We start from the raw sequence: 20,910 nt of genomic DNA on the forward strand, positions 1-20,910 counted from the left end.
CAAGAGGGTCGCAGGGGACCAGTCATAGTCCTGCGGTGCTTCTTTTAAATGAAACTAACCCACACCGTCTGGGGTGTGGAGATGGGCGTTTACTTCGCCCTCATCTACAGGAATTAAAATGAGCGAAAGCTTTGCGGAACTCTTTGAAGAAAGCCTGAAAACCCTGAACCTTCAGGCAGGCTCCATCATCACCGGTGTTATCGTTGATATCGATTACCAGGCTCGCTGGGTAACCGTTCACGCTGGTCTGAAGTCTGAAGCACTCATCCCGCTTGAGCAGTTCTACAACGATGCTGGCGAACTGAACATCAACGTCGGTGACGAAGTTCACGTTGCTCTGGATTCGGTTGAAGACGGCTTTGGTGAAACCAAGCTGTCCCGTGAGAAAGCCAAGCGCGCTGAATGCTGGATCGTTCTGGAAGCAGCCTTCGCAGCCGAGGAAGTGGTCAAGGGCGTTATCAACGGTAAGGTTAAAGGCGGCTTCACTGTCGACGTTAACGGCATCCGTGCGTTCCTGCCAGGTTCCCTGGTTGACGTCCGTCCAGTGCGCGACACCACGCACCTGGAAGGCAAAGAGCTGGAATTCAAGGTCATCAAGCTGGACCAGAAGCGCAACAACGTTGTCGTTTCCCGTCGCAGCGTCCTGGAAGCCGAGAACTCCGCCGAGCGTGAAGCTCTGCTGGAATCGCTGCAGGAAGGCCAGCAAGTCAAAGGTATCGTCAAGAACCTCACCGATTACGGCGCATTCGTCGATCTGGGTGGCGTGGACGGCCTGCTGCACATCACCGACATGGCCTGGAAGCGCATCAAGCATCCTTCCGAGATCGTCAATGTTGGTGACGAAATCGACGTCAAGGTTCTGAAATACGATCGCGAACGCAACCGTGTTTCCCTGGGCCTGAAGCAACTGGGCGAAGATCCATGGGTTGCTATCAAAGCCCGTTACCCAGAAAGCACTCGCGTTACCGCTCGTGTAACCAACCTGACCGACTACGGCTGCTTCGCTGAGCTGGAAGAAGGCGTTGAAGGTCTGGTACACGTTTCGGAAATGGACTGGACCAACAAGAACATCCACCCTTCGAAAGTCGTACAAGTCGGCGACGAAGTGGAAGTTATGGTTCTGGACATCGACGAAGAGCGTCGTCGTATCTCCCTGGGCATCAAGCAGTGCAAATCTAACCCATGGGAAGATTTCTCTGGCCAGTTCAACAAGGGCGATAAAATCTCCGGCACCATCAAGTCGATCACCGATTTCGGTATCTTCATTGGTCTGGACGGCGGCATCGACGGTCTGGTTCACCTGTCCGACATCTCCTGGAACGAAGTTGGCGAAGAAGCTGTTCGTCGTTTCAAGAAGGGCGACGAGCTGGACACCGTTATCCTGTCGGTTGACCCAGAGCGCGAGCGTATCTCCCTGGGTATCAAGCAACTGGAAAGCGATCCGTTCTCCGAGTACGTCTCGGTTAACGACAAAGGCGCAATCGTTACTGGCACCGTGAAAGAAGTTGACGCCAAAGGCGCCATCATCGTTCTGGCCGACGATATCGAAGCGACTCTGAAAGCCTCCGAAATCAGCCGTGACCGCGTTGAAGACGCGCGCAACGTTCTGAAAGAAGGCCAGGAAGTAGAAGCCAAGATCATCAGCGTTGATCGTAAGAGCCGTGTAATTCAGCTGTCGATCAAATCGAAAGACGATGCTGAAGAGAAAGAAGCTATCCAGAGCCTGAAAGCAGCTCCGGAAGGTGAAGCAGCTGACACCACCATGGCGGCACTGCTGCGTCAAGCAATGGCCAAACAGAACTAAGTTCTGCTTGATCGTAAAAGGGGCGACTTCGGTCGCCCTTTTTTGTGCCTGAGATTTGGTGGTTCGTCGCACCGGGAGGGTTTGGGTGAAACCAATCTCTCTTCGGGGTGGTCTGTTTCTTTAATCGGATCAATCGCCTATTCACGACTAAGCTTGGTCTTAAGCGTGTAGTCGTCGGGCAGTTGCCTGGCATAAGGAAGTGGATGAACAAGTTTATTGTCCTCATGGTTGTATTGGTTCTGGCTGGCTGTACGACCAGTGCCAAGACCCATGCCGTGCGTGGTGTCAGTGGTATAGAGGTTGACTGCTCCGGATTGGGCTCTGGCTGGGAGAAATGCCAGAAGCGCGCAGCCAAGGAGTGCAAGGGGGCGGGGTACAAAGTGATCACGCGTTCAGATGATGCCAAGGATGAAGATGAGTTTCCTTTTGGCTTCAATCCGGCGGGCTACGTGACACGAACCATGCTGGTGATATGTCGTTAAGTATGCGGTGCCTTGTTTGTTGCTGTGATGCCCTGAAAACGGGCGTTTCGACGCGGTGGAAGATATGTCAATCCCTGGGCTGTTCAAAATCTTCCGGGCGTGCTAAAACCTTTCAAGCGCTGATCTAGCTGCTTGAAAAAGAAGGGAAAAATATGACGAAGTCGGAGTTGATCGAACGAATTGTCACCCATCAAGGGCTACTCTCATCCAAGGATGTGGAGCTGGCCATCAAGACCATGCTTGAACAAATGTCCCAGTGCCTCGCCACCGGTGATCGCATCGAGATCCGTGGATTTGGCAGCTTCTCCCTGCACTACCGTGCGCCTCGCGTTGGGCGTAATCCCAAGACCGGACAGTCCGTCAGTCTTGACGGTAAGTTCGTTCCGCATTTCAAGCCGGGTAAAGAATTGCGCGACCGTGTGAACGAGGAAGAGGAGGAGGGCGCTTGATCTTCGCTATTAAAATTCGAGGGGGCGTGAATGCGTAACCTGAAACGCATACTGCTTGGCGTGTTTCTTCTGCTGATGGTTCTGATTGTTCTGGCGTTTGTGCTTGAGAATCAGCAATCGGTTTCGCTTTTGTTCCTTGGGTTTTCCGGCCCGCAGTTGCCAGTGTCGCTGATTGCAGTGTTAGCACTGTTGATCGGAATGCTGATTGGCCCGTTATTGGGCTGGTTTCTTGGGCGTTCGTCCAGAGCGGCACGCAAGCGTCTCGTTTGAGATTGGGAGACACAGGGCGTCTGTCGAATTTGCGTCCTCGGTTTTCTATATCCATTAGTAAAAGATTCATTAAGCTGTAAAATACAGCCCTTGTTCGATAGGGGTCTATGCCCACGTCGATTCAGTCTTGCTCTGACGGAAGCCTAAGTTTGATGGCTTCTGCATTCATGGATTAGACAGTGCTCATTGGTATCACTGTCCGCAGCTCAAGGGTATGGTTTCGCGTGAAAATTCTAGTTACCGGCGGCGCCGGGTTCATCGGTTCGGCAGTCATCCGTCACATCATTTCCAATACCAGCGACGCAGTGATCAACGTCGATAAGCTGACGTATGCCGGTAATCTTGAGTCCCTGGCAGAAGTCAGTGGTGATTCGCGCTACGTGTTCGAGCGTGTCGACATATGTGATCGTGATCAGATTGACCGTGTCCTGCGTGATCATCAGCCAGATGCCATCATGCACTTGGCCGCGGAGTCCCACGTCGATCGTTCGATTACCGGTCCATCCGAATTCATTCAGACCAACATCATCGGTACGTACACTCTGCTGGAAGCTGCCCGCCACTATTGGGCGGCGCTGGATGATGCGCGCAAAGCCAAATTCCGCTTCCATCACATTTCCACCGACGAAGTCTATGGTGATTTGGAAGGCCCAGAGGATCTGTTCACCGAAACCACGCCTTATCAGCCAAGCTCGCCGTATTCGGCCAGCAAGGCCAGTTCCGATCATCTTGTCCGTGCCTGGGCTCGTACCTATGGCCTGCCGACACTGGTTACAAATTGCTCGAACAATTATGGGCCCTGCCATTTCCCTGAGAAGTTGATTCCGTTGATCATTCTCAATGCGCTGGAAGGCAAACCGCTGCCGGTTTACGGTAAAGGCAATCAGATTCGCGACTGGTTGTATGTCGAGGATCACGCTCGAGCATTGTACAAAGTCGTCACCGAGGGTGTGATTGGTGAGACTTACAATATTGGCGGACACAACGAGAAGCAGAACATCGAAGTGGTTCACACCCTTTGTGCTTTGCTTGATGAGCTGCGCCCTGATTCTGCCCATCGACCGCATGCAAGCCTGATCACTTACGTTCAGGATCGCCCGGGGCACGATCAGCGTTATGCAATTGATGCCAGCAAGATCGAGAAAGAGTTGGGCTGGACTCCGGAAGAAACGTTCGAGACCGGAATTCGCAAAACTGTCGAATGGTATCTGGCTAATACCGAATGGGTGGAGCACGTAAAAAGCGGCAGCTACCAGCAGTGGATTGATGCCAATTACAGCGACCGCTCGGTGAAAAAATGAAAATTTTGTTGCTCGGCAAAAATGGCCAGGTTGGCTGGGAGCTTCAACGCGCCCTCGCACCTCTTGGTGATTTGGTAGCGCTGGATCGTAATGCGGTTGGTGAATTGTGCGGTGACTTGGCAAACGCCGATGCGCTGCGTAGAACTATTCGTCAGGTCAAGCCCGATGTGATTGTAAACGCCGCGGCTTACACCGCAGTGGATAAGGCCGAGTCGGACAAGGACCTGGCGGACCGAGTCAATGGTGAAGCGACCCGCGTAATGGCGGAAGAAGCAGCACTTCTGGACGCATGGTTAGTCCACTATTCAACCGATTACGTATTCAGCGGTACCGGTGTGAATCCTTGGCAGGAAACCGATGATGTGGCTCCTGTGAATCATTATGGCGCCAGCAAGCTCGCGGGTGAACAGGGGATTCTGGAATCCGGCTGCAAGCATCTGATCTTCCGTACCAGTTGGGTATATGGCGCGCGCGGTAACAACTTCGCCAAAACGATGTTGCGTCTGGCCAAAGACCGCGAAAGTCTCAATGTCATCGCCGATCAAATTGGCGCACCTACAGGTGCGGATCTTATTGCTGATGTTACTGTATTAGCTATCCAGAAAGTGCAGCAAACGCCTGAGCTGGGTGGTCTGTATCACTTGGCTGCTGGTGGTGAGATTTCCTGGCACGGTTATGCGGCTCACGTCATCGACTTTGCGCGAGCAGCTGGCGAAGAGTTGGCGGTCAAGGAGGTGAATCCGATTGATACGACGGCTTACCCTACCCCTGCACGCCGTCCATTGAATTCGCGTCTGAATACTCAAAAAATCCGCGACAATTTCTCTTTGCACTTGCCGGATTGGCAAAGTGGTGTCACCCGAATGCTTATGGAAGTGTTAAATAAATGACCACTACAAATCGTAAAGGCATCATTCTCGCTGGCGGTTCGGGTACACGTCTACACCCATTAACCTTGGGCGTATCCAAGCAGATGCTGCCTATCTACGACAAGCCGATGATCTTCTATCCGCTGTCGGTGTTGATGCTTGCAGGCATGCGGGAAATCCTCATTATTTCTACGCCTGAAGATCTGCCTTGTTTCCGCAAGCTGCTCGGTGACGGTAGCGTATATGGCATCAAGTTGTCTTATGCAGAGCAACCGAGTCCTGACGGCTTGGCGCAGGCATTTATTATCGGCGAGGAATTCATCGGCAAAGACCCTTGCTGTTTGATTCTTGGCGACAATATTTTTCACGGGCATCATTTTTCGGACAATCTGCGCGCTGCCAGTAATCAGGAAAGTGGTGCCACGGTTTTTGGCTATCACGTTTCTGATCCGGAGCGTTTTGGTGTCGTTGAGTTTGATGATTCTGGCCGTGCCTTGAGTATTGAGGAAAAGCCTGTTCGGCCGAAATCCAGCTATGCGGTGACTGGCCTGTACTTCTACGACAATCATGTTGTTGATATCGCCAAAAACATCAAGCCGTCGGAACGAGGCGAGCTGGAGATTACCGACGTCAACCGAGTTTATCTGGAACAAAAAGCGCTCAGCGTTCAAATGCTTGGGCGTGGTTTTGCATGGCTTGATACAGGGACTCATGATTCGTTGCTCGAAGCCAGTCACTTTGTGCACACCATTGAGCATCGTCAGGGATTCAAGATCGCGTGCCTTGAAGAAATTGCCTATACCAATGGGTGGATTGACGCCGAACAACTTGGAGCTCAGGCAGAGCGTCTGAAAAAAACCGGGTACGGCCAATATCTACAAAAACTGTTGGATCATGGCTCGCTGTAAGTCGAGCGATGCACCTTCTGGATTAGTAAATCCAGCACCGTCTATGCAGGATTCGCATGCCAGTAGAAAATCAGAACGTTGCAGTTTTGCTGGCTGCGTACAACGGTATGCTTTGGATCGAGGAACAACTTGATTCGATTCAAGCCCAAACCATGACGGATGTAACAATCTACATCAGTGTCGATTCGTCTACCGATGGTACGGAGGGTTGGTGTGCTGCCTACGCGGCACGCCATTCCAATGTGGTTGTTTTGCCACTGCACAGCAAGTTCGGTGGGGCATCACGTAATTTCTTTCGTCTGATACGGGATGTCGATTTTTCCAGGCATGACTTCGTTGCCTTTGCCGATCAAGATGATATTTGGCACGAAGAGAAGCTTATTCGCGCGACCCGTACGCTGATTGATGGTCAGTCTGACGCCTATTCGAGCAATGTTACTGCGTTTTGGGCGAGCGGAGAGTCGCGTTTGTTAAACAAGGCTCAACCTCAAGTCGAATGGGACTACTTGTTCGAAGCCGCAGGGCCGGGTTGCACCTATGTATTGGGGCGCAGACTGGCAGACGCTCTTAAAAAATCGCTCCTTGCTAATTGGTCGGCGCTGCAGTGTGTTGATCTACACGATTGGTATTGTTACGCGTTCGCTCGTAGTCGTGGTTTCAAATGGGTAATTGATCCTGTATCCACGATGCAATACAGACAGCACGAGCGCAACCAAGTCGGTGCCAATACCGGAATCAAGACGTTGATCGCGCGCTACAAGACCGTGCGGGATGGATGGTGGTTCAAGCAGGTTCGAATAATCGTAGAACTGATTGGCTTGGTTGATGACCGATTCGTTCGTCAATGGATTAGCTTTAGTCGCAGGGGGCTGATTTTACTTTCATTGAGTTCATATCAATGCCGCCGACGCAAGCGCGATAAAGCGCTGTTCTTTATTCTTTGCTGGATTGCAGCGCTTTTGGGGGCGAAGAAACAATGAATCAGCCGCTGGTCCTGGTTACGGGGGCGACAGGGTTCGTAGGTGAGGCCGTAGTCTTCAAGCTGCTAATTGATAGAGTATTTACACCGCTAGCCAGTGTGCGCTCTCAGTCAAGACTCAGCGGGCTGTGTAAAACTCTATATTGGGATATGAATTCTTCAGATATCGGTTTTTCTCTTGAAGGTATTCACGCAATCGTTCACTGCGCCGCCAGGGTGCATGTGATGGATGAAACCGCCGCGGATGCTCTAGCGGAATTTCGCAAGATCAATGTCATCAGTACTTTAAATCTGGCGCGGAACGCCGCCAGGTCGGGCGTAAGGCGGTTTATATATATCAGTTCAATAAAAGTTAATGGTGAGAGTACTCATCCAGGTCATCCGTTTACACCTGTTTTGAACTCAGTGCCGCAAGATCCGTATGGGCTTTCGAAGTTCGAAGCAGAACAGGGCCTGAGAAAGATAAGTATAGATACTGGCATGGAGTTGGTAATTATTCGACCGCCGCTGGTTTATGGACCGGGCGTCAAGGCAAATTTTCTAAGTATGATGAACTGGCTGGACAGGGAGGTACCGCTCCCCTTTGGCGCTATTCATAATCAGCGAAGTCTTGTATTTATAGAAAATTTAGTGGATTTGATTGTCACCTGCATCAGCCATCCGTCCGCCAAGGGGCATGTATTGATGGTCAGTGACGGGGCAGACATATCCACATCGCAATTGCTTGGATTAATGTCGAGAGCGTTGGGGAAGAAAAGTCGCTTGATTCCCATTCCTGTAGCGCTGCTCAAATTGGCTGGTTTTTTGACAAAGCGCCGGGATTTGACTCAGCGACTTTGTAGTTCGCTGCAAGTTGATATTAGCGAGACATGTAGCCTGCTCGGGTGGACTCCTCCAATCACAAGGGAACTGGCATTTCGTCGAAGTGCGCTTCACTTTAAGGATAATCGGAAAGCATGATTTTCTGCTGGCTATTGATAGTCGTTCTTTGCATTTCTCTCGCTTCGACGTGGGCTCTGCGTCGTTACGCGCTCAATGCAAGCATAATGGATATCCCGAACGACCGAAGCTCTCACACGGTGCCTACGCCTAGAGGCGGCGGTGTTGCAATCGTCGTTTCTTTCATTGCAATGCTTCCGATACTTGTCGGATTTGAGTCTTTGACGCTATCTGATGCGGTAGCAATGGGCGGCGCAGGCTTGTTTGTAGCCATTTTGGGGTTTGCGGATGATCACGGACACATCGCTGCAGTGTGGCGTCTGCTGGGGCATTTTATCGCTGCAGCCTGGCTTTTATTCTGGTTAAACGGTTTGGCCCCCATTTCGCTTTTTTCCCAAACACTGGAATTGGGATGGGCGGGTCCGTTATTCGGAGTCCTGTATCTGGTATGGCTTCTCAATCTATATAATTTTATGGATGGCATTGATGGCCTTGCAAGTGTAGAAGCCATTTGTGCTTGTTTGGGTATGTGTGTGATTTACTACCTTGCGGGAGCGCCACAGCTAGTAGCTGCACCTTTGTTACTGTCTGCGGCCGTCATGGGATTCCTCTTTTGGAACTTTCCCCCTGCGAAAATATTCATGGGCGACGCGGGTAGCGGGTTTCTGGGGATTGCGTTAGGTGGACTTTCTCTGATCTCCGCTTGGCATTCACCTCATTTTCTGTGGAGTTGGCTAATATTGCTTGGCGTCTTTGTAGTAGACGCTACATTCACACTCTTTCGCAGAGTTGCCCGTGGCGAAAAAGTTTATCAGGCTCACTGTAGTCACGCCTATCAAAATGCTTCAAGGTGTTTCAGGAGTCATAAGTTCGTTACATTGGCTGTGCTCGCAATTAATATACTCTGGCTTCTACCGATTGCTGTACTTGTTGCCCTCAACGCGTTGGAAGGCGTGATAGGGATTTTGGTGGCCTATATACCAATTGTTGTACTTGCCTGGAAATTTGGGGCGGGATCGGTTTCACACCAGTAGGAGTTCGCTATCATGGTTCTGAGTATTATCTACCGAGGGCGAGTGCTAACCACGGCCGGGGCGTTGTTGAGAATGACGGTTCGGCTGTGATTTTTTGAGATCCAGGCATGGATTTGATAAGATCAATGTCCTGATATTCGTATTCCTTTCGATTTCAGGATTCTCAAGCCGCTGACCTCAAAACCAGTGATTTCTGGCATCAGCCTCCGTTTTTTGTCAAGAGCTGCGAAGGTAACGAACATGCTTCCCCGAACAATGCGCTGCGCCCTGGAATATCGGTCTGCATACGGTGAGTGACTTTTTTTTGGGCAAGGAAAGCAATGCAGTGACCGTTGGTAATGAGACGAATGGGAAGGTCGCAATATTACTTTGCACCTATCAGGGGGAGCGCTATCTCACGGAGCAGATCGACTCCATCGTCAGTCAAACTTACGATAATTGGGTTATTTATGCGTCTGATGACGGATCGCAAGATCGTACCTTGGGGATTTTGCGTGCCTATCAGACAAAGCTAGGCGCAGACCGATTTTTTATATTCCCAGGCCCGCAGCAAGGTTACGCAAGCAATTTTGCTTCTTTGGTAAAGAACCAAAGTATTGTGGCGGATTATTATGCGTTCTGTGATCAGGACGACATATGGTCGGCGGATAAACTCTGCGTGGCTATTCAGTGGCTGACTGAACACGCAGTTGATACCCCAGCACTTTACTGTGGGCGGACAGCTCTGATCAATGAGTTGGGAGTGAAAATTGGTAACTCACCTCTCTTTAAATATCCGCCCAGCTTCGAAAATGCACTGGTTCAAAGTCTTGCTGGTGGAAATACGATGGTGTTCAACCATGCGTTGAAAGTAATAGCCAGCACGACTGTTAGCTCAGAAATGATTTCTCATGACTGGTGGTTTTACATACTGGCCACGGCCTGCGGTGGTCGAGTTTATTACGATTGCGAATCACATGTCAGTTATCGACAGCATTCAGCCAATGTTATCGGTGCTAATGCTGGCTTTATCGCCGGTTTGGCGCGCTTAAGGAAAATGCTTCGTGGACGGCTGTCGGAGTGGAATAACCGTAATCTTGAAGCAATTCAGTTAATAAGAGAGCGGATGCCACCTTCAAACTTGCTGGTTTTAGAGGATTTCGAAAAGGCTAGATGCTCGCCGTTATTGAAACGGTGCTTTTTTTTGCTGCGTTCGGGTGTTTATCGACAAACACTACAGGGGAATTTGGCCCTATGGGTAGCTGTGTTCCTCAATAGGATTTGATAGGGTTGCGTATGCTGGTAAATAGAGTTGAGATTTTACCGAAAAAACGAAGAGATCCTCAAAAAACTGTAGAGGTTCTATCTGAACTAGAAGGCTTTGGTTTTCATTATTTATGTCAGTAGTTTGTTTTTCTGATTGTTGAGATTTATTTTATTTGCTAGATAGAACGATATTTTTGGAGTGGCTATGGCCAGTTTTGTTGGAGGTTTAAAGGCGAGTATTCTTGCACCAGCCATTTCGGTTGTGCGCAATCGTTCGTTGATACTCGCATTGAGCAAGCGTGAAGTGCTCGGACGTTATCGTGGTGCTAGTTTTGGCCTTTTGTGGTCAATTTTAAGCCCTTTTCTGATGTTGTGTGTCTACGCTTTCGCATTCGGTAGCATTCTTAATAGTCGCTGGCCTCAGCCAAGTGGTTCGGTAAACAGTTTTGCGATAATTCTTTTTGTGGGGCTTATTGTTCATGGTTTTTTTGCGGAGTGCTTTACCCGTGCCCCCATGTTGATTACCAGTAATGTGAGTTACGTTAAGAAAGTTATTTTTCCTATTGAGATACTTCCTTGGCCGATGGTGGTCTCGGCGTTGTTTCATACCTTCATGAATGTAGTCGTCCTGATTGTACTAAGATTGGCAGTTGATCATCAATTTTCCTGGAGTATTGTTCTTTTGCCAGTGGTGTTTCTACCGTTGATTATATTGATGTTGGGCGTTGGCTGGTTTCTTTCCGCTCTGGGTGTTTACATTCGAGATATCAGTCAGGTTACGGGAGTGCTGTCCACTGCACTATTATTCACTTCTTCGGCTGTGGTTCCGGTTAATGCCATTCCAGAACAGTATCGATTTGTTTTCTCGCTAAATCCATTGACTTTTATTATCGATCAGGCTCGAGAAGTTTCTCTCTGGGGTGGGATGCCCGATTGGACAGGGTTAGGACTGTATGCCTTGGCCAGTTCACTGTTTGCCTTGATCGGGTATACATGGTTTTCAGCGACAAGAAGGGGCTTTGGCGATGTGCTCTGACTCTGCAGTAATTGTGAGCAATGTAAGTAAAAGCTTTCCTGTATATGAAAAGCCCCATCATCGGCTTCTGCAGATGCTCTCTCCAGCCAGTAAGAAAAATAGCTGGTTTAGGGAGTTTCATGCGCTAAAAGATATTAGTTTTGAAGTCAAGCGCGGAGAAACGTTTGGGATTGTCGGTAGAAATGGTTCCGGTAAATCAACTTTATTGCAATTAATCTGCGGTACGCTATTTCCTAGTCAAGGTGGGATAAAGGTTAACGGGCGTATCGCTGCACTGCTGGAGTTGGGTGCTGGTTTCAATCCGGATTTTACCGGGCGTGAGAATGTTTACTTGAATGGTTCCGTACTTGGCCTTGCCAAGGAAGAGATCGACTCACGATTTGAGGCAATAGCCGCATTTGCCGATATCGGCGATTTTATTGAACAGCCGGTAAAAAGCTACTCAAGTGGAATGTATGTTCGTTTGGCGTTCTCCGTAGCGATCAATGTAAGCCCGGATTTGCTCATTGTAGATGAGGCGCTGGCCGTTGGTGACGAAGCCTTTCAGCGTAAGTGTTTCGCGCGTATTCAGCGACTGAGGGATGACGGTTCTACAATTCTGTTCGTATCTCATTCTGCCGGGATCGTTACCGAGCTTTGTGATCGAGCTATTCTTTTGGATCAAGGCGAGGTGCTTGCTCTCGGCGGTCCAAAGTCAGTTGTTTCCAAGTATCACAAACTAATCTACTCTCCTGCTGATACTGTTGAAGCATTGCGAACAGAAATAAAATTGCAAATGCATGAGGAGTTGCAGAGCCCTGACAGATTTGTTTCGGCCGCCGACAGAGTCGACTCCAAATTGGTAATCAGTGCTAAGAAAGACGCTGAAGCTAAAGAGGAAGCTTATTACGATGAGGGCATGGTTCCGCAAAGCACTTTGAGTTATAGCTCCAACGGTGTATCAATACATAATGCTCAGATTGAAACTCTTGACGGTCGCCGGGTCAACGTGATTCAGGAAGGCGAGGCCTATCATTTTGTCTACGAAGCTGAATTTGCAGAATCTGCTGCAAAAGTCAGATTCGGTATGATGATTCGTACTACATCCGGACTGGAGTTGGGCGGGGCAGTCAGTTCCACAACCCAAGATGCGATTGAGACCATAGAGAAGGGGACTCGAGTCAAGGCCGTTTTTCCTTTCGTTTGCCAGTTAATGCCTGCAATGTACTTTTTGAACGCGGGGGTATTGGCTGTTTTAGATGGACAAGAGCAGTTCCTGGATCGAAAAATCGATATTGGAATGTTCCGGGTGCTGCCTAATCCATCTCGCCTCTCAACCGGTTTGACAGATCTGGTTGAATCGCCCGATTTATGGTTCTCCTCTATAGATTCAACGGTACCTCATCATGACTAACCCTACAGCGATTCTGGTGTTGGGAATGCCGCGTAGCGGTACCTCGGCAGTCACCCGTGTGCTTAACCTGTGTGGGGCAGCATTGTCGGGTAACTTGTTACCTGCAGCCAAACCTAACCCCAAAGGCTTTTTTGAAAGCGCAGATGCATTGGCCATTCATGAGCGGCTATTAACCGCTTTAGGGCGTACCTGGTTTGACGTCAGTGAAATGCCTGAGGATTGGCTTGAGCATCCAGCGACCCAGAGGGCACATGAAGAGCTTGTCGAGTTGGTGCGACGTGAATATGGCGACCAGATGCTCTGGATCATCAAAGAGCCGAGAATGTGCCGTATTGTCCCTTTATGGCTCAGAGTTCTTCACTCGCTGAACATTTCGCCTCGAGCGTTACTGGTTACCCGTCATCCCGGCGAGGTTGTGCGTTCTGTCGCTCGAATGGTCGGGGAGGAACAGTGGGGCCCCAAAAATACTGAAATTCTGTGGCTTGAATACTTTTTTGAAGCTGAAAAAGCCACGCGTGAAATTCCCCGAGCGTTAATTACTTATGATCAGTTATTGGGCGATTGGGCCTTCAGCGTAGAGCGGGTTGCCGCTGAACTGAAGCTTGAATGGCCTGTTTCGATCACAGAGGCGAAGCAAGAAATTGATGATTACCTGGGGGTTGAGGATCGTCACCATGATCACAACTCGGACGCAGAACCGCGACCCGAACGCAGAACGTTTGCAGAGCGTGTGTATTCTATATGCAACGAAATGCAGAGTGATTACTGGAAAGTCATCGAAAACGCGCAGATCGAATTTTCTGAAATGCTGGCTCTTTTTTCTTCGCCAATGCGCGAGGCAGTTAACAAAGCTATTGAAGAGCGAGATGAAGAAAAGCTCTTGCAGCAGGCTGAGCTTGAGGCGTTGAGGCAGCATCATAACGAGGTTTTTTTCACCCAGCATGCCCAGCTGATCGAACTGAAAGACGCGCGAGAGCAAATGGATAAAGCGCTTTCCGATAGCAAGGTGGAGATATCTAAATTGATAAATTCACTTAATGATGTCTCCCATGAACTAGAGGTCGTGACTGCGCGAGAGGAAAGCTGTCGACAGCAGTTAAATGATGCCCAGGCAAGTTACGCGGCGCTCCTCGCGCTGACAGGCAGCCGGATGTGGCTGGCAAAAAAAATATTTTCGATCGAAAAAAAATAAGCCTTATTTAAATTGGTGGTTATATGAAACGCGTACTATTTTATCTTTTTTATGATGAGCAGGGTCAAGTCGATGACTATGTTACTCATAAGTTGAAATCGTTGAAGGAGAGCATTGATACGATCTTTGTCGTGTCAAACTCTGCGCTGACAGTCGAGTCAAGAAAGAAGCTTGAAGATGTCGTTGATGTTGTTTATGTCCGTGAGAATATCGGTTTTGATGTTTGGGGATATAAAGATGCAATGGAGACGTTTGGTCTCGATAAGCTCGAAGAGTACGACGAGCTGATTCTGATGAATTACACATTCTTCGGTCCTATTTTTCCGTTCTCCGAAACGTTTGAAAAAATGGATGCGATGGAGTGTGACTTTTGGGGGATCACCGCGCACAAGGCAATGGTGCCTAATCCGTTCACTGGTCGTGATGAACTTCCCCTTCATTTGAATTCACACTGGATTGCAGTGCGAAAGAAAATGTTTACATCTCCGGAGTTCAAGCAATATTGGCGTGAGATGCCAATGATCAACTCCTACGTAGATTCTATTCTTCAGCATGAATCACGCTTTACTAAACATTTTAGTGATTGCGGCTTCGGCTTTGAGGTGACGTTTCCCGTAGAAGATTATCCAACTGAATACTCCGCGTTCCAGAGCATTGAACTGATGTTTGAGAATCGGAGCCCGATTTTAAAGCGACGCCCGTTTTTTCATGATCCGATTTTTCTTGAACAAAACGCGATGACTCTGAAAGGGGTGATGAAAAAGATAGAGGAGGAAAGCGATTACGACACTTCCCTTATCTGGAAAAATGTCGTTCGTAGTACTCAACCGCGTACGCTTCATACTAATATGGACTTGCTCGAAGTTCTGCCGGCTGAAGATTTTGACGAACCAGAGAGTAAGGCGCCTCGTATTGCGGTGCTGGCACACTTGTATTATGACGACATGCTCGAAGAAGCAATGTCGTATATCACGAATATTCCATACCCATATGACCTTTACATTACAACCAGCAGTGAGCAGAAGAAAAAGAACATTGAGCTTGCTCTGCTGAAATATAATGTCAACAAGTTTGAGGTGCGCGTTACCGAGGAAAATCGTGGCAGGGACATGGGGTCCCTGTTCATGACGCTGCGCGATGTTTTGTTGTCAGATGAATATGATTATCTGTGCCGGGTTCATTCCAAAAAATCCCCGCAAAATGGTCATAATATGGCATTGATGTTCAAACAGCACATGTTTGATAATCTGTTGCACAGCCCGGGATATGTAAAGCGTGTAATTGGGTTGTTTGAAAAGAATGAAAGTTTGGGGATGGTTTTTCCTCCAGTGGTTCATATTGCCTACCCCACATTGGGGCACGCTTGGTTCGAGAACCGCGAGCCAGCTACTGAGTGGGCGAAAAAATTAGGCATTACCACTGCGTTTGATGACTCAACACCGATGGCGCCGTATGGAACGATGTTCTGGTTCCGGCCAGAGGCGATCAAGAAAATTTCAACCTATCCGTTCAAATGGTCTGATTTCGATCCAGAACCGAATCATATGGACGGCAGTCTTGCTCATGTTCTAGAGCGGTTGTTAGGTTATTCAGTGATGAGTGATGGTTATCACATGAGGTGTGTTATCAACACATACCAGGCCTCAATCAACTACACGAAACTTGAATACAAACTCCAACGTCTTGGATCCATGTTGCCTAACGGAAATATACAGTATCAAATTCAATGGTTGGGACAGGCCAAGGACGTTTGCAATCGCGTAAATCATCTTTCTACAGCGAACAATACTTACGTGCCTCCTGTCGAGTGGCTGGATCAAGCGAGAGAGCTCCATGAGAAGCTGGTTACTTTCTTGCCAGGTGGCACGTTTCGTGAAAGGATGGGAGCTTTGGATCAGGCTCGAATCTTGAATGATAAATTGAACTCTTTCATGGGCGATTCGGATATTTTGACTCGCTTGCGTTGGGTAGATCGAGCCAAGCTGTCCGTTCAACGACGGATATTGAGTCGAATCGCATCGTTGTTCAGGGGTAAGTAAGCAGCAAATGACAAATGGCGAGTCTGAAGGTTCGCCATTTGTTATAAGTCTATGCATATGCTTTCGGGTATGGGTGCATACGGTTTGTTTGAGAGCTTAATGGAATCAGATTGAATATGCGTAGAGTTGCTTTTTATCTTTTTTATGATAATGACGGAGTGGTGGATGACTACATAGTCTATAAGCTTCGTAAGCTTCGTGCGCACGTTGATACCATCTTTTTCGTTTCTAACTCTAAAATCGCTCCCGGTTCTCTAGAGAAGATTGAGCAATTGGTCGATGTCGTTCACTGTCGGCAAAATATTGGTTTTGATGTTTGGGCCTATAAAGAATCGATAGAGAAGTTTGGCTGGGAAGCGTTGCGTCAGTATGACGAGGCACTATTCCTGAATTACACGTTCTATGCGCCGATTTTTCCCTTTTCGGAACTGTTTGACTCGATGAGTGAAACCGACGTGGATTTTTGGGGGGTGTCTGCACATAACCAGATTTCACCCAACCCCTTTACCGGCAATGGCGATTTGCCGTTTCATATCCAATCGCATTTTATCGCTGTGCGTAACAAGATGCTTTGCTCTGATGGCTTTTATAAATATTGGCATGAGATGCCAATGATAAAATCTTATGAAGATTCTATCTTAAAGCACGAGGGGCGGTTTACCCAGTATTTTAAAGACCTGGGGTTCCAATACTCGGTTTATCTGGATCCGGAAACTTACAATACCGATCATCCGGTATTTTCTGAAATTGATTTAACCGTAGAGCGACGTTCGCCGATTTTAAAGCGGCGCCCCTTTTTTCATGACCCTGGCTTTCTTGAAAGTGAGGCAATTGATGTCAAACGTGCGTTGGAAAATGTACGAGAGAATTCGGATTACGATGAAGGATTGATTTGGAAGAATCTGATCCGCACCACCCCCTTACGCACGCTTTATACAAATCTTGAGCAACTGAGCATTCTTTCAGATTCTCATGCGAATCCGATTAGTCCTGATCTTTCAGTTAAGAAGGTCGCGGTGATCGCGCATATTTATTACGTCGATATGCTCGATGAGATCTTGAATTTAGTAAAAAATATTCCGCTGAATTGCTCGTTATTTATCACGACCGATTCGGAAGGAAAGAAAGCGCAGATCAACGATGCGCTCACGGGTATGCGTTTATTCGATTATTCCGTATTGGTTTGCGCTTCAAATTTTGGAAGGGATACGTCCGCATTATTTATCACGTGTCGTGACATCGTGCTCCATGGTGGGTTTGATTATATTTGCAGACTTCATAGCAAAAAGTCTCCCCAGGATGGATGGGCAAAGGCTTCCATGTTTAAGCGCCATCTTTTCGAAAACCTTCTTTCCAGTGAAGAATACGTAAGCAACGTACTTGAGTTGTTTGAGACAACGCCATGGGTCGGTGTCGCGATGCCGCCAGCTGTGCATATTGGTTATCCCACGCTAGGTCATGGGTGGTTTCTCAATAGGGAGCGGGCTGTGGAAGTGGCCAGTCAGCTTGGCTTGAACGTTCCACTGGATACCGAAACACCCATCGCAACGTATGGATCGATGTATTGGTTTAGACCCGATGCATTGAAAAAAATGTTTGAGCATGATTGGAAGTGGAGCGACTTTGATGAGAAGCGCTACGGAGATGGAGATCTCCCTCATGTTCTTGAGCGTTTGATCACATATTGTGCTCAAGATGCTGGTTTCATAAGCCGTTGCATAATGACGCCAGGCCAAGCGTCGAAGAACTACGTCAAGCTAGAGTATAAAGTGCAGGCGCTGTCCAGTTGTTTTCCTTCGGGAGACCTACGTGAGCAAATGCAAATCGCTAGAACGGCACGCTTCGCAGGGGGAGTAATAGTCTCTTTGAAACGTTCTATAATGTTCAGGTTTCCACGATTGGCACCAATTCTACGTAGTGGCTACCGTTGGGTGTTGAAAAAATAATAATGCTTGAGAAGATGCCGATTTCGCCACTCTCCTGCGTTAGCTTCAGTGCCATTGTTACCAACTGGAAAATAGATTATGGTTTTTAGTTCTTACCTGTTCATTTTTCTGTTCTTGCCCGCCTTTTTGATAGCTTACAAGCTAGTCGGGCATCGACTCAGAAATATTCTGATTTTGGTTGCGAGTCTTTTTTTTTACTACCTGGGGGATGCAAAGGGGGTCTGGATTCTCTTGGCCGCCATTGTCGGAAACTACGCTTTCGGTTATTTGATTGCGATATATCGACAGCCAAATGGCAGTGAAAAGGCGAATAAACTAGCCAGGATTTTTCTCGTTCTTGGTCTGTTTTTCAACCTTTCTGTATTGGGCTACTTCAAATACATTGGTTTTATTACTCAGAATATCAATATCATCGCTGAAAAGTTTGGTCACCCATCAGCGGTCCCGGTCATATCCGTGCTTTTGCCCCTCGGCATCAGTTTTTTTGTTTTCCAAGGCATCAGCTATTTGGTCGATGTGTACCGGGGCACCATTCAGGCAACTAAAAGCCTATTGATTTTTGGCACATTCAAGTCATTATTTCCGCAACTTATTGCAGGACCTATTGTCCGTTACCGTGATATCGCTGCAGAGCTTCCGGATCGTTCTGTCAACCCCGATATGGTCGTTGAAGGCATCACCCGATTTGTTATTGGTTTTGCAAAAAAAGTGTTGTTGGCCGATACCTTCGCTATTACCGCTGATGCCATATTCGCACTGCCTTCGTCCGAACTGAATTTCGGTACGGCCTGGTTGGGCGCTGCCAGTTATACGCTGCAAATATATTTTGACTTTTCCGCATACTCCGACATGGCTATCGGATTAGGTTTGATGATGGGGTTCCGCTTTCCGGAAAACTTCAACTACCCCTATAAAGCAGCGTCTATTCGTGACTTCTGGCGTCGCTGGCATATGACCTTGTCCGGTTGGTTTCGCGATTACGTCTATGTGCCTCTGGGCGGAAACCGAACAGGCGCCGCTCGTACTTACGTAAATCTTATGGCTGTGTTCATTCTTACAGGGTTATGGCACGGCGCGTCGTGGACATTCGTCGCATGGGGTCTCTGGCATGGCCTGTTCCTTGTTTTAGAGCGTTTCACGAATATGGAGAGCCGAGGCATACCGATTGTGCTGCGTTGGTTCTATACCCTGGCAGTGGTGGTTTTCGGCTGGGTGCTGTTTCGCTCCGAAACGTTTGAGCACGCATTCCATATGAGCGCCTTGATGTTGAACCTGCGCAGTGGCCCGGAAAATTTCGTAGTCGCCGAGTACATGAGCAACGGGCTGTTATTGGCCTTGGTTGTTGGCGCAATTCTCAGTTTCCCGGTTTACAAGTGGCTGTGTGATCGTCTTTCATCGAGTCAACGGATTGTCGTTGGCGTATTTGGACTCGGTTCGCTCTTCATGCTGGCAAGCATGAAAGTTCTTTCCGGTGCATACAGCCCTTTTCTCTACTTCCGGTTTTAATATATGAGATCAGTATTTACGCCGCGGGTCATCATTGGGTTGTTCATGCTCGCCCTGTGCCTGCCCGGTATTGCGGTGATATTTTCTCCCCAATTCGCTCCTGCGATTAAATCCATCATCAAGCATCCAGGTGAATGGGCAAACCTGAGGGACGGGATTCGTAGAACCACGCCGCTTTGGAATAATGCCGTCGAGGGTTACTCAAGTTTTCTTTACGCTCTCGGGACCACCAATGACAAGGCTATTGCTGTTGTCGGGCGTGATGGTTGGATTTTTCTAGGAGACATCTTCAATAACAATATGTCGCAGGCTCTCGGACGTCGTTACTATAATGAAGCTGACCTGAACGCCTGGAACGGGACAATTGGTGGCCAAGAGCAGTGGTTGGCTCATCGCAATATACCAATGTTGTTTGTTGTTGCGCCTGCCAAGTGGTCTATTTATCCGGATAAACTCCCCCAATGGTCCGAAGGGCGCATGGGTACTCACATCTTCGATCAGTTACTGAATTCGCCGCAGCATCTGCCATTGATTGATTTGCGTCCAGGCTTGCAACAGGCGCGCTCAATAGGAGATACCTATTCGCCATTCAATAGTCATTGGACGCATTTTGGCGCTTGGGTAGGCTGGAAGGAAATCAGCAAAAAACTGGCCACACTCGATCCTAAATTCGTGGATCTGTACGTTCCTTCAGCTGATGGTGCAGTCGTAGATCCTGATTACGGTAGTGAATTCAAGGCAATGATTAGCCTGCCGGAGCCCAATCCCTGGACGATGCCCAGACTCGCTTCCCCTTTGCCTGAATTTGCGATCGTAGGTGAGGACGGCTCAGTTCAGGTCGTGCCTGGCAGTACGCAAACAGATCTATTCGATCTACCGAGAAATACCCGCAACGAATCGGCGAAAAAACGCTTGAGAGCATTGGTGTTGCGGGATTCGATGGGGGACTCACTGTCGCTGTATTTGCAAGCGGCCTTTTATGAAACGATTCAGGTTCGGCATAATATCGACAATCAGTCGCTCGCTCCCAATGTTCCGGCGCTGATTGAAAAGTACAAACCTGATGTTGTGCTCTACGTGATGACTGAGCGTCATCTCGATAATGTTTTGAGTGAGAGTAAATTGTGGTTGTCCGCTAATAATTATGATCTTGCTGTGAGCCAGGGCGCTCGTGTCAACGTAGCAAACGAATCCCAGGTCCTCACCACGAGCGGTAATTCGGATCTGACAGGGCCTTTTGTTCTCAAGTGGGCGGACTCGTCGAAAGGTTTGCGAACTGTGCGGGTTTCCCTGAAGGCGAGCGCCTCAGGGACGCTCAAGATTCAAGGGATGAAGGGTGGGCGACCGGTGGAGTTTGCCGAGCGCTACGCCGAGGGAGATAATGTACTCTTTTTGAGCCTGACCTCCGAGGTTGAGGGCGCTCAAGTCAGTTTTGAAAATATGGACCCTGCTGTTCAGGTGAGCTTGAGCAAAGTTTCCATGGTTGTGCAGGACGCTAAGTAATTTTTTTGAATCAAA

The 20,910-nt window shown here is 48.5% G+C and carries 18 protein-coding genes; all 18 read left to right on the forward strand.

The genetic code is table 11. The features are described 5' to 3' along the window. Positions 1–118 precede the first annotated feature (118 nt). A complete protein-coding gene (gene rpsA, locus ACM6IV_RS23380; protein WP_414871834.1) occupies positions 119–1,804 on the forward strand; it encodes a 30S ribosomal protein S1 in 1,686 nt (561 codons plus the stop codon). A gap of 203 nt (positions 1,805–2,007) precedes the next feature. Further along, a complete protein-coding gene (locus ACM6IV_RS23385) occupies positions 2,008–2,286 on the forward strand; it encodes a hypothetical protein (protein ID WP_414871835.1) in 279 nt (92 codons plus the stop codon). 152 nt (positions 2,287–2,438) lie between these two features. Next, positions 2,439–2,735, forward strand: a complete 297-nt coding sequence (gene ihfB / locus ACM6IV_RS23390) for an integration host factor subunit beta (protein ID WP_007950920.1) — start codon at positions 2,439–2,441, stop codon at positions 2,733–2,735. Between the two features lie 30 nt (positions 2,736–2,765). Beyond that, positions 2,766–3,005, forward strand: coding sequence for a lipopolysaccharide assembly protein LapA domain-containing protein (locus ACM6IV_RS23395; RefSeq protein ID WP_414871836.1), 240 nt, complete (start codon positions 2,766–2,768; stop codon positions 3,003–3,005). A gap of 224 nt (positions 3,006–3,229) precedes the next feature. Further along, positions 3,230–4,306 (forward strand): dTDP-glucose 4,6-dehydratase, encoded by a 1,077-nt coding sequence (gene rfbB, locus ACM6IV_RS23400; protein ID WP_414871837.1) that lies wholly within the window; start codon positions 3,230–3,232, stop codon positions 4,304–4,306. Continuing rightward, complete coding sequence (gene rfbD, locus ACM6IV_RS23405) at positions 4,303–5,196, forward strand: dTDP-4-dehydrorhamnose reductase (protein ID WP_414871838.1); 894 nt, start codon at positions 4,303–4,305, stop codon at positions 5,194–5,196. Before rfbB ends, rfbD begins: the two co-directional genes overlap by 4 nt. Next, the gene (gene rfbA, locus ACM6IV_RS23410; protein ID WP_414871839.1) at positions 5,193–6,083 is read left to right on the forward strand and encodes a glucose-1-phosphate thymidylyltransferase RfbA; all 891 of its coding nucleotides are present in this window, start codon (positions 5,193–5,195) and stop codon (positions 6,081–6,083) included. The genes rfbD and rfbA overlap by 4 nt, the downstream gene beginning before the upstream one ends. Before the next feature lie 56 nt (positions 6,084–6,139). Next, entirely contained in the window at positions 6,140–7,063 is a 924-nt protein-coding gene (locus tag ACM6IV_RS23415; protein WP_414871840.1) for a glycosyltransferase, read from the forward strand. Beyond that, on the forward strand, positions 7,060–8,022 hold the full coding sequence (locus ACM6IV_RS23420) for a UDP-glucose 4-epimerase family protein (RefSeq protein ID WP_414871841.1): 963 nt from the start codon (positions 7,060–7,062) through the stop codon (positions 8,020–8,022). Before ACM6IV_RS23415 ends, ACM6IV_RS23420 begins: the two co-directional genes overlap by 4 nt. Continuing rightward, a complete protein-coding gene (locus ACM6IV_RS23425) occupies positions 8,019–9,035 on the forward strand; it encodes an MraY family glycosyltransferase (protein ID WP_414871842.1) in 1,017 nt (338 codons plus the stop codon). The genes ACM6IV_RS23420 and ACM6IV_RS23425 overlap by 4 nt, the downstream gene beginning before the upstream one ends. Positions 9,036–9,360: 325 nt before the next feature. After that, positions 9,361–10,299 (forward strand): glycosyltransferase family 2 protein, encoded by a 939-nt coding sequence (locus ACM6IV_RS23430; RefSeq protein WP_414871843.1) that lies wholly within the window; start codon positions 9,361–9,363, stop codon positions 10,297–10,299. Between the two features lie 186 nt (positions 10,300–10,485). Next, on the forward strand, positions 10,486–11,316 hold the full coding sequence (locus ACM6IV_RS23435) for an ABC transporter permease (RefSeq protein WP_414871844.1): 831 nt from the start codon (positions 10,486–10,488) through the stop codon (positions 11,314–11,316). Next, positions 11,306–12,709 (forward strand): ABC transporter ATP-binding protein, encoded by a 1,404-nt coding sequence (locus ACM6IV_RS23440; RefSeq protein WP_414871845.1) that lies wholly within the window; start codon positions 11,306–11,308, stop codon positions 12,707–12,709. The genes ACM6IV_RS23435 and ACM6IV_RS23440 overlap by 11 nt, the downstream gene beginning before the upstream one ends. Then, on the forward strand, positions 12,702–13,901 hold the full coding sequence (locus ACM6IV_RS23445; protein WP_414871846.1) for a sulfotransferase: 1,200 nt from the start codon (positions 12,702–12,704) through the stop codon (positions 13,899–13,901). The genes ACM6IV_RS23440 and ACM6IV_RS23445 overlap by 8 nt, the downstream gene beginning before the upstream one ends. Before the next feature lie 23 nt (positions 13,902–13,924). Next, a complete protein-coding gene (locus ACM6IV_RS23450) occupies positions 13,925–15,940 on the forward strand; it encodes a rhamnan synthesis F family protein (RefSeq protein WP_414871847.1) in 2,016 nt (671 codons plus the stop codon). 116 nt (positions 15,941–16,056) lie between these two features. Continuing rightward, on the forward strand, positions 16,057–17,886 hold the full coding sequence (locus tag ACM6IV_RS23455; RefSeq protein WP_414871848.1) for a rhamnan synthesis F family protein: 1,830 nt from the start codon (positions 16,057–16,059) through the stop codon (positions 17,884–17,886). A gap of 78 nt (positions 17,887–17,964) precedes the next feature. Beyond that, positions 17,965–19,392, forward strand: a complete 1,428-nt coding sequence (locus ACM6IV_RS23460; protein WP_414871849.1) for an MBOAT family O-acyltransferase — start codon at positions 17,965–17,967, stop codon at positions 19,390–19,392. 3 nt (positions 19,393–19,395) lie between these two features. Next, positions 19,396–20,895 (forward strand): alginate O-acetyltransferase AlgX-related protein, encoded by a 1,500-nt coding sequence (locus ACM6IV_RS23465; RefSeq protein WP_414871850.1) that lies wholly within the window; start codon positions 19,396–19,398, stop codon positions 20,893–20,895. The last annotated feature ends 15 nt before the right edge of the window (positions 20,896–20,910 follow it).

This window comes from Pseudomonas sp. IT-347P (assembly GCF_949768005.1).
Taxonomy (GTDB): Bacteria; Pseudomonadota; Gammaproteobacteria; order Pseudomonadales; family Pseudomonadaceae; genus Aquipseudomonas.

Excerpts from the sequence above, each read along its gene's own strand:
- ihfB (WP_007950920.1), top strand. The coding sequence starts at position 2,439 with ATGACGAAGTCGGAGTTGATCGAACGAATTGTCACCCATCAAGGGCTA.
- ACM6IV_RS23425 (WP_414871842.1), top strand. The coding sequence starts at position 8,019 with ATGATTTTCTGCTGGCTATTGATAGTCGTTCTTTGCATTTCTCTCGCT.
- ACM6IV_RS23455 (WP_414871848.1), top strand. The coding sequence starts at position 16,057 with ATGCGTAGAGTTGCTTTTTATCTTTTTTATGATAATGACGGAGTGGTG.
- ACM6IV_RS23420 (WP_414871841.1), top strand. The coding sequence starts at position 7,060 with ATGAATCAGCCGCTGGTCCTGGTTACGGGGGCGACAGGGTTCGTAGGT.
- ACM6IV_RS23440 (WP_414871845.1), top strand. The coding sequence starts at position 11,306 with ATGTGCTCTGACTCTGCAGTAATTGTGAGCAATGTAAGTAAAAGCTTT.
- rpsA (WP_414871834.1), top strand. The coding sequence starts at position 119 with ATGAGCGAAAGCTTTGCGGAACTCTTTGAAGAAAGCCTGAAAACCCTG.
- ACM6IV_RS23435 (WP_414871844.1), top strand. The coding sequence starts at position 10,486 with ATGGCCAGTTTTGTTGGAGGTTTAAAGGCGAGTATTCTTGCACCAGCC.
- rfbA (WP_414871839.1), top strand. The coding sequence starts at position 5,193 with ATGACCACTACAAATCGTAAAGGCATCATTCTCGCTGGCGGTTCGGGT.
- rfbD (WP_414871838.1), top strand. The coding sequence starts at position 4,303 with ATGAAAATTTTGTTGCTCGGCAAAAATGGCCAGGTTGGCTGGGAGCTT.
- ACM6IV_RS23385 (WP_414871835.1), top strand. The coding sequence starts at position 2,008 with ATGAACAAGTTTATTGTCCTCATGGTTGTATTGGTTCTGGCTGGCTGT.
- ACM6IV_RS23450 (WP_414871847.1), top strand. The coding sequence starts at position 13,925 with ATGAAACGCGTACTATTTTATCTTTTTTATGATGAGCAGGGTCAAGTC.
- ACM6IV_RS23465 (WP_414871850.1), top strand. The coding sequence starts at position 19,396 with ATGAGATCAGTATTTACGCCGCGGGTCATCATTGGGTTGTTCATGCTC.
- ACM6IV_RS23460 (WP_414871849.1), top strand. The coding sequence starts at position 17,965 with ATGGTTTTTAGTTCTTACCTGTTCATTTTTCTGTTCTTGCCCGCCTTT.
- ACM6IV_RS23395 (WP_414871836.1), top strand. The coding sequence starts at position 2,766 with ATGCGTAACCTGAAACGCATACTGCTTGGCGTGTTTCTTCTGCTGATG.
- ACM6IV_RS23445 (WP_414871846.1), top strand. The coding sequence starts at position 12,702 with ATGACTAACCCTACAGCGATTCTGGTGTTGGGAATGCCGCGTAGCGGT.
- ACM6IV_RS23415 (WP_414871840.1), top strand. The coding sequence starts at position 6,140 with ATGCCAGTAGAAAATCAGAACGTTGCAGTTTTGCTGGCTGCGTACAAC.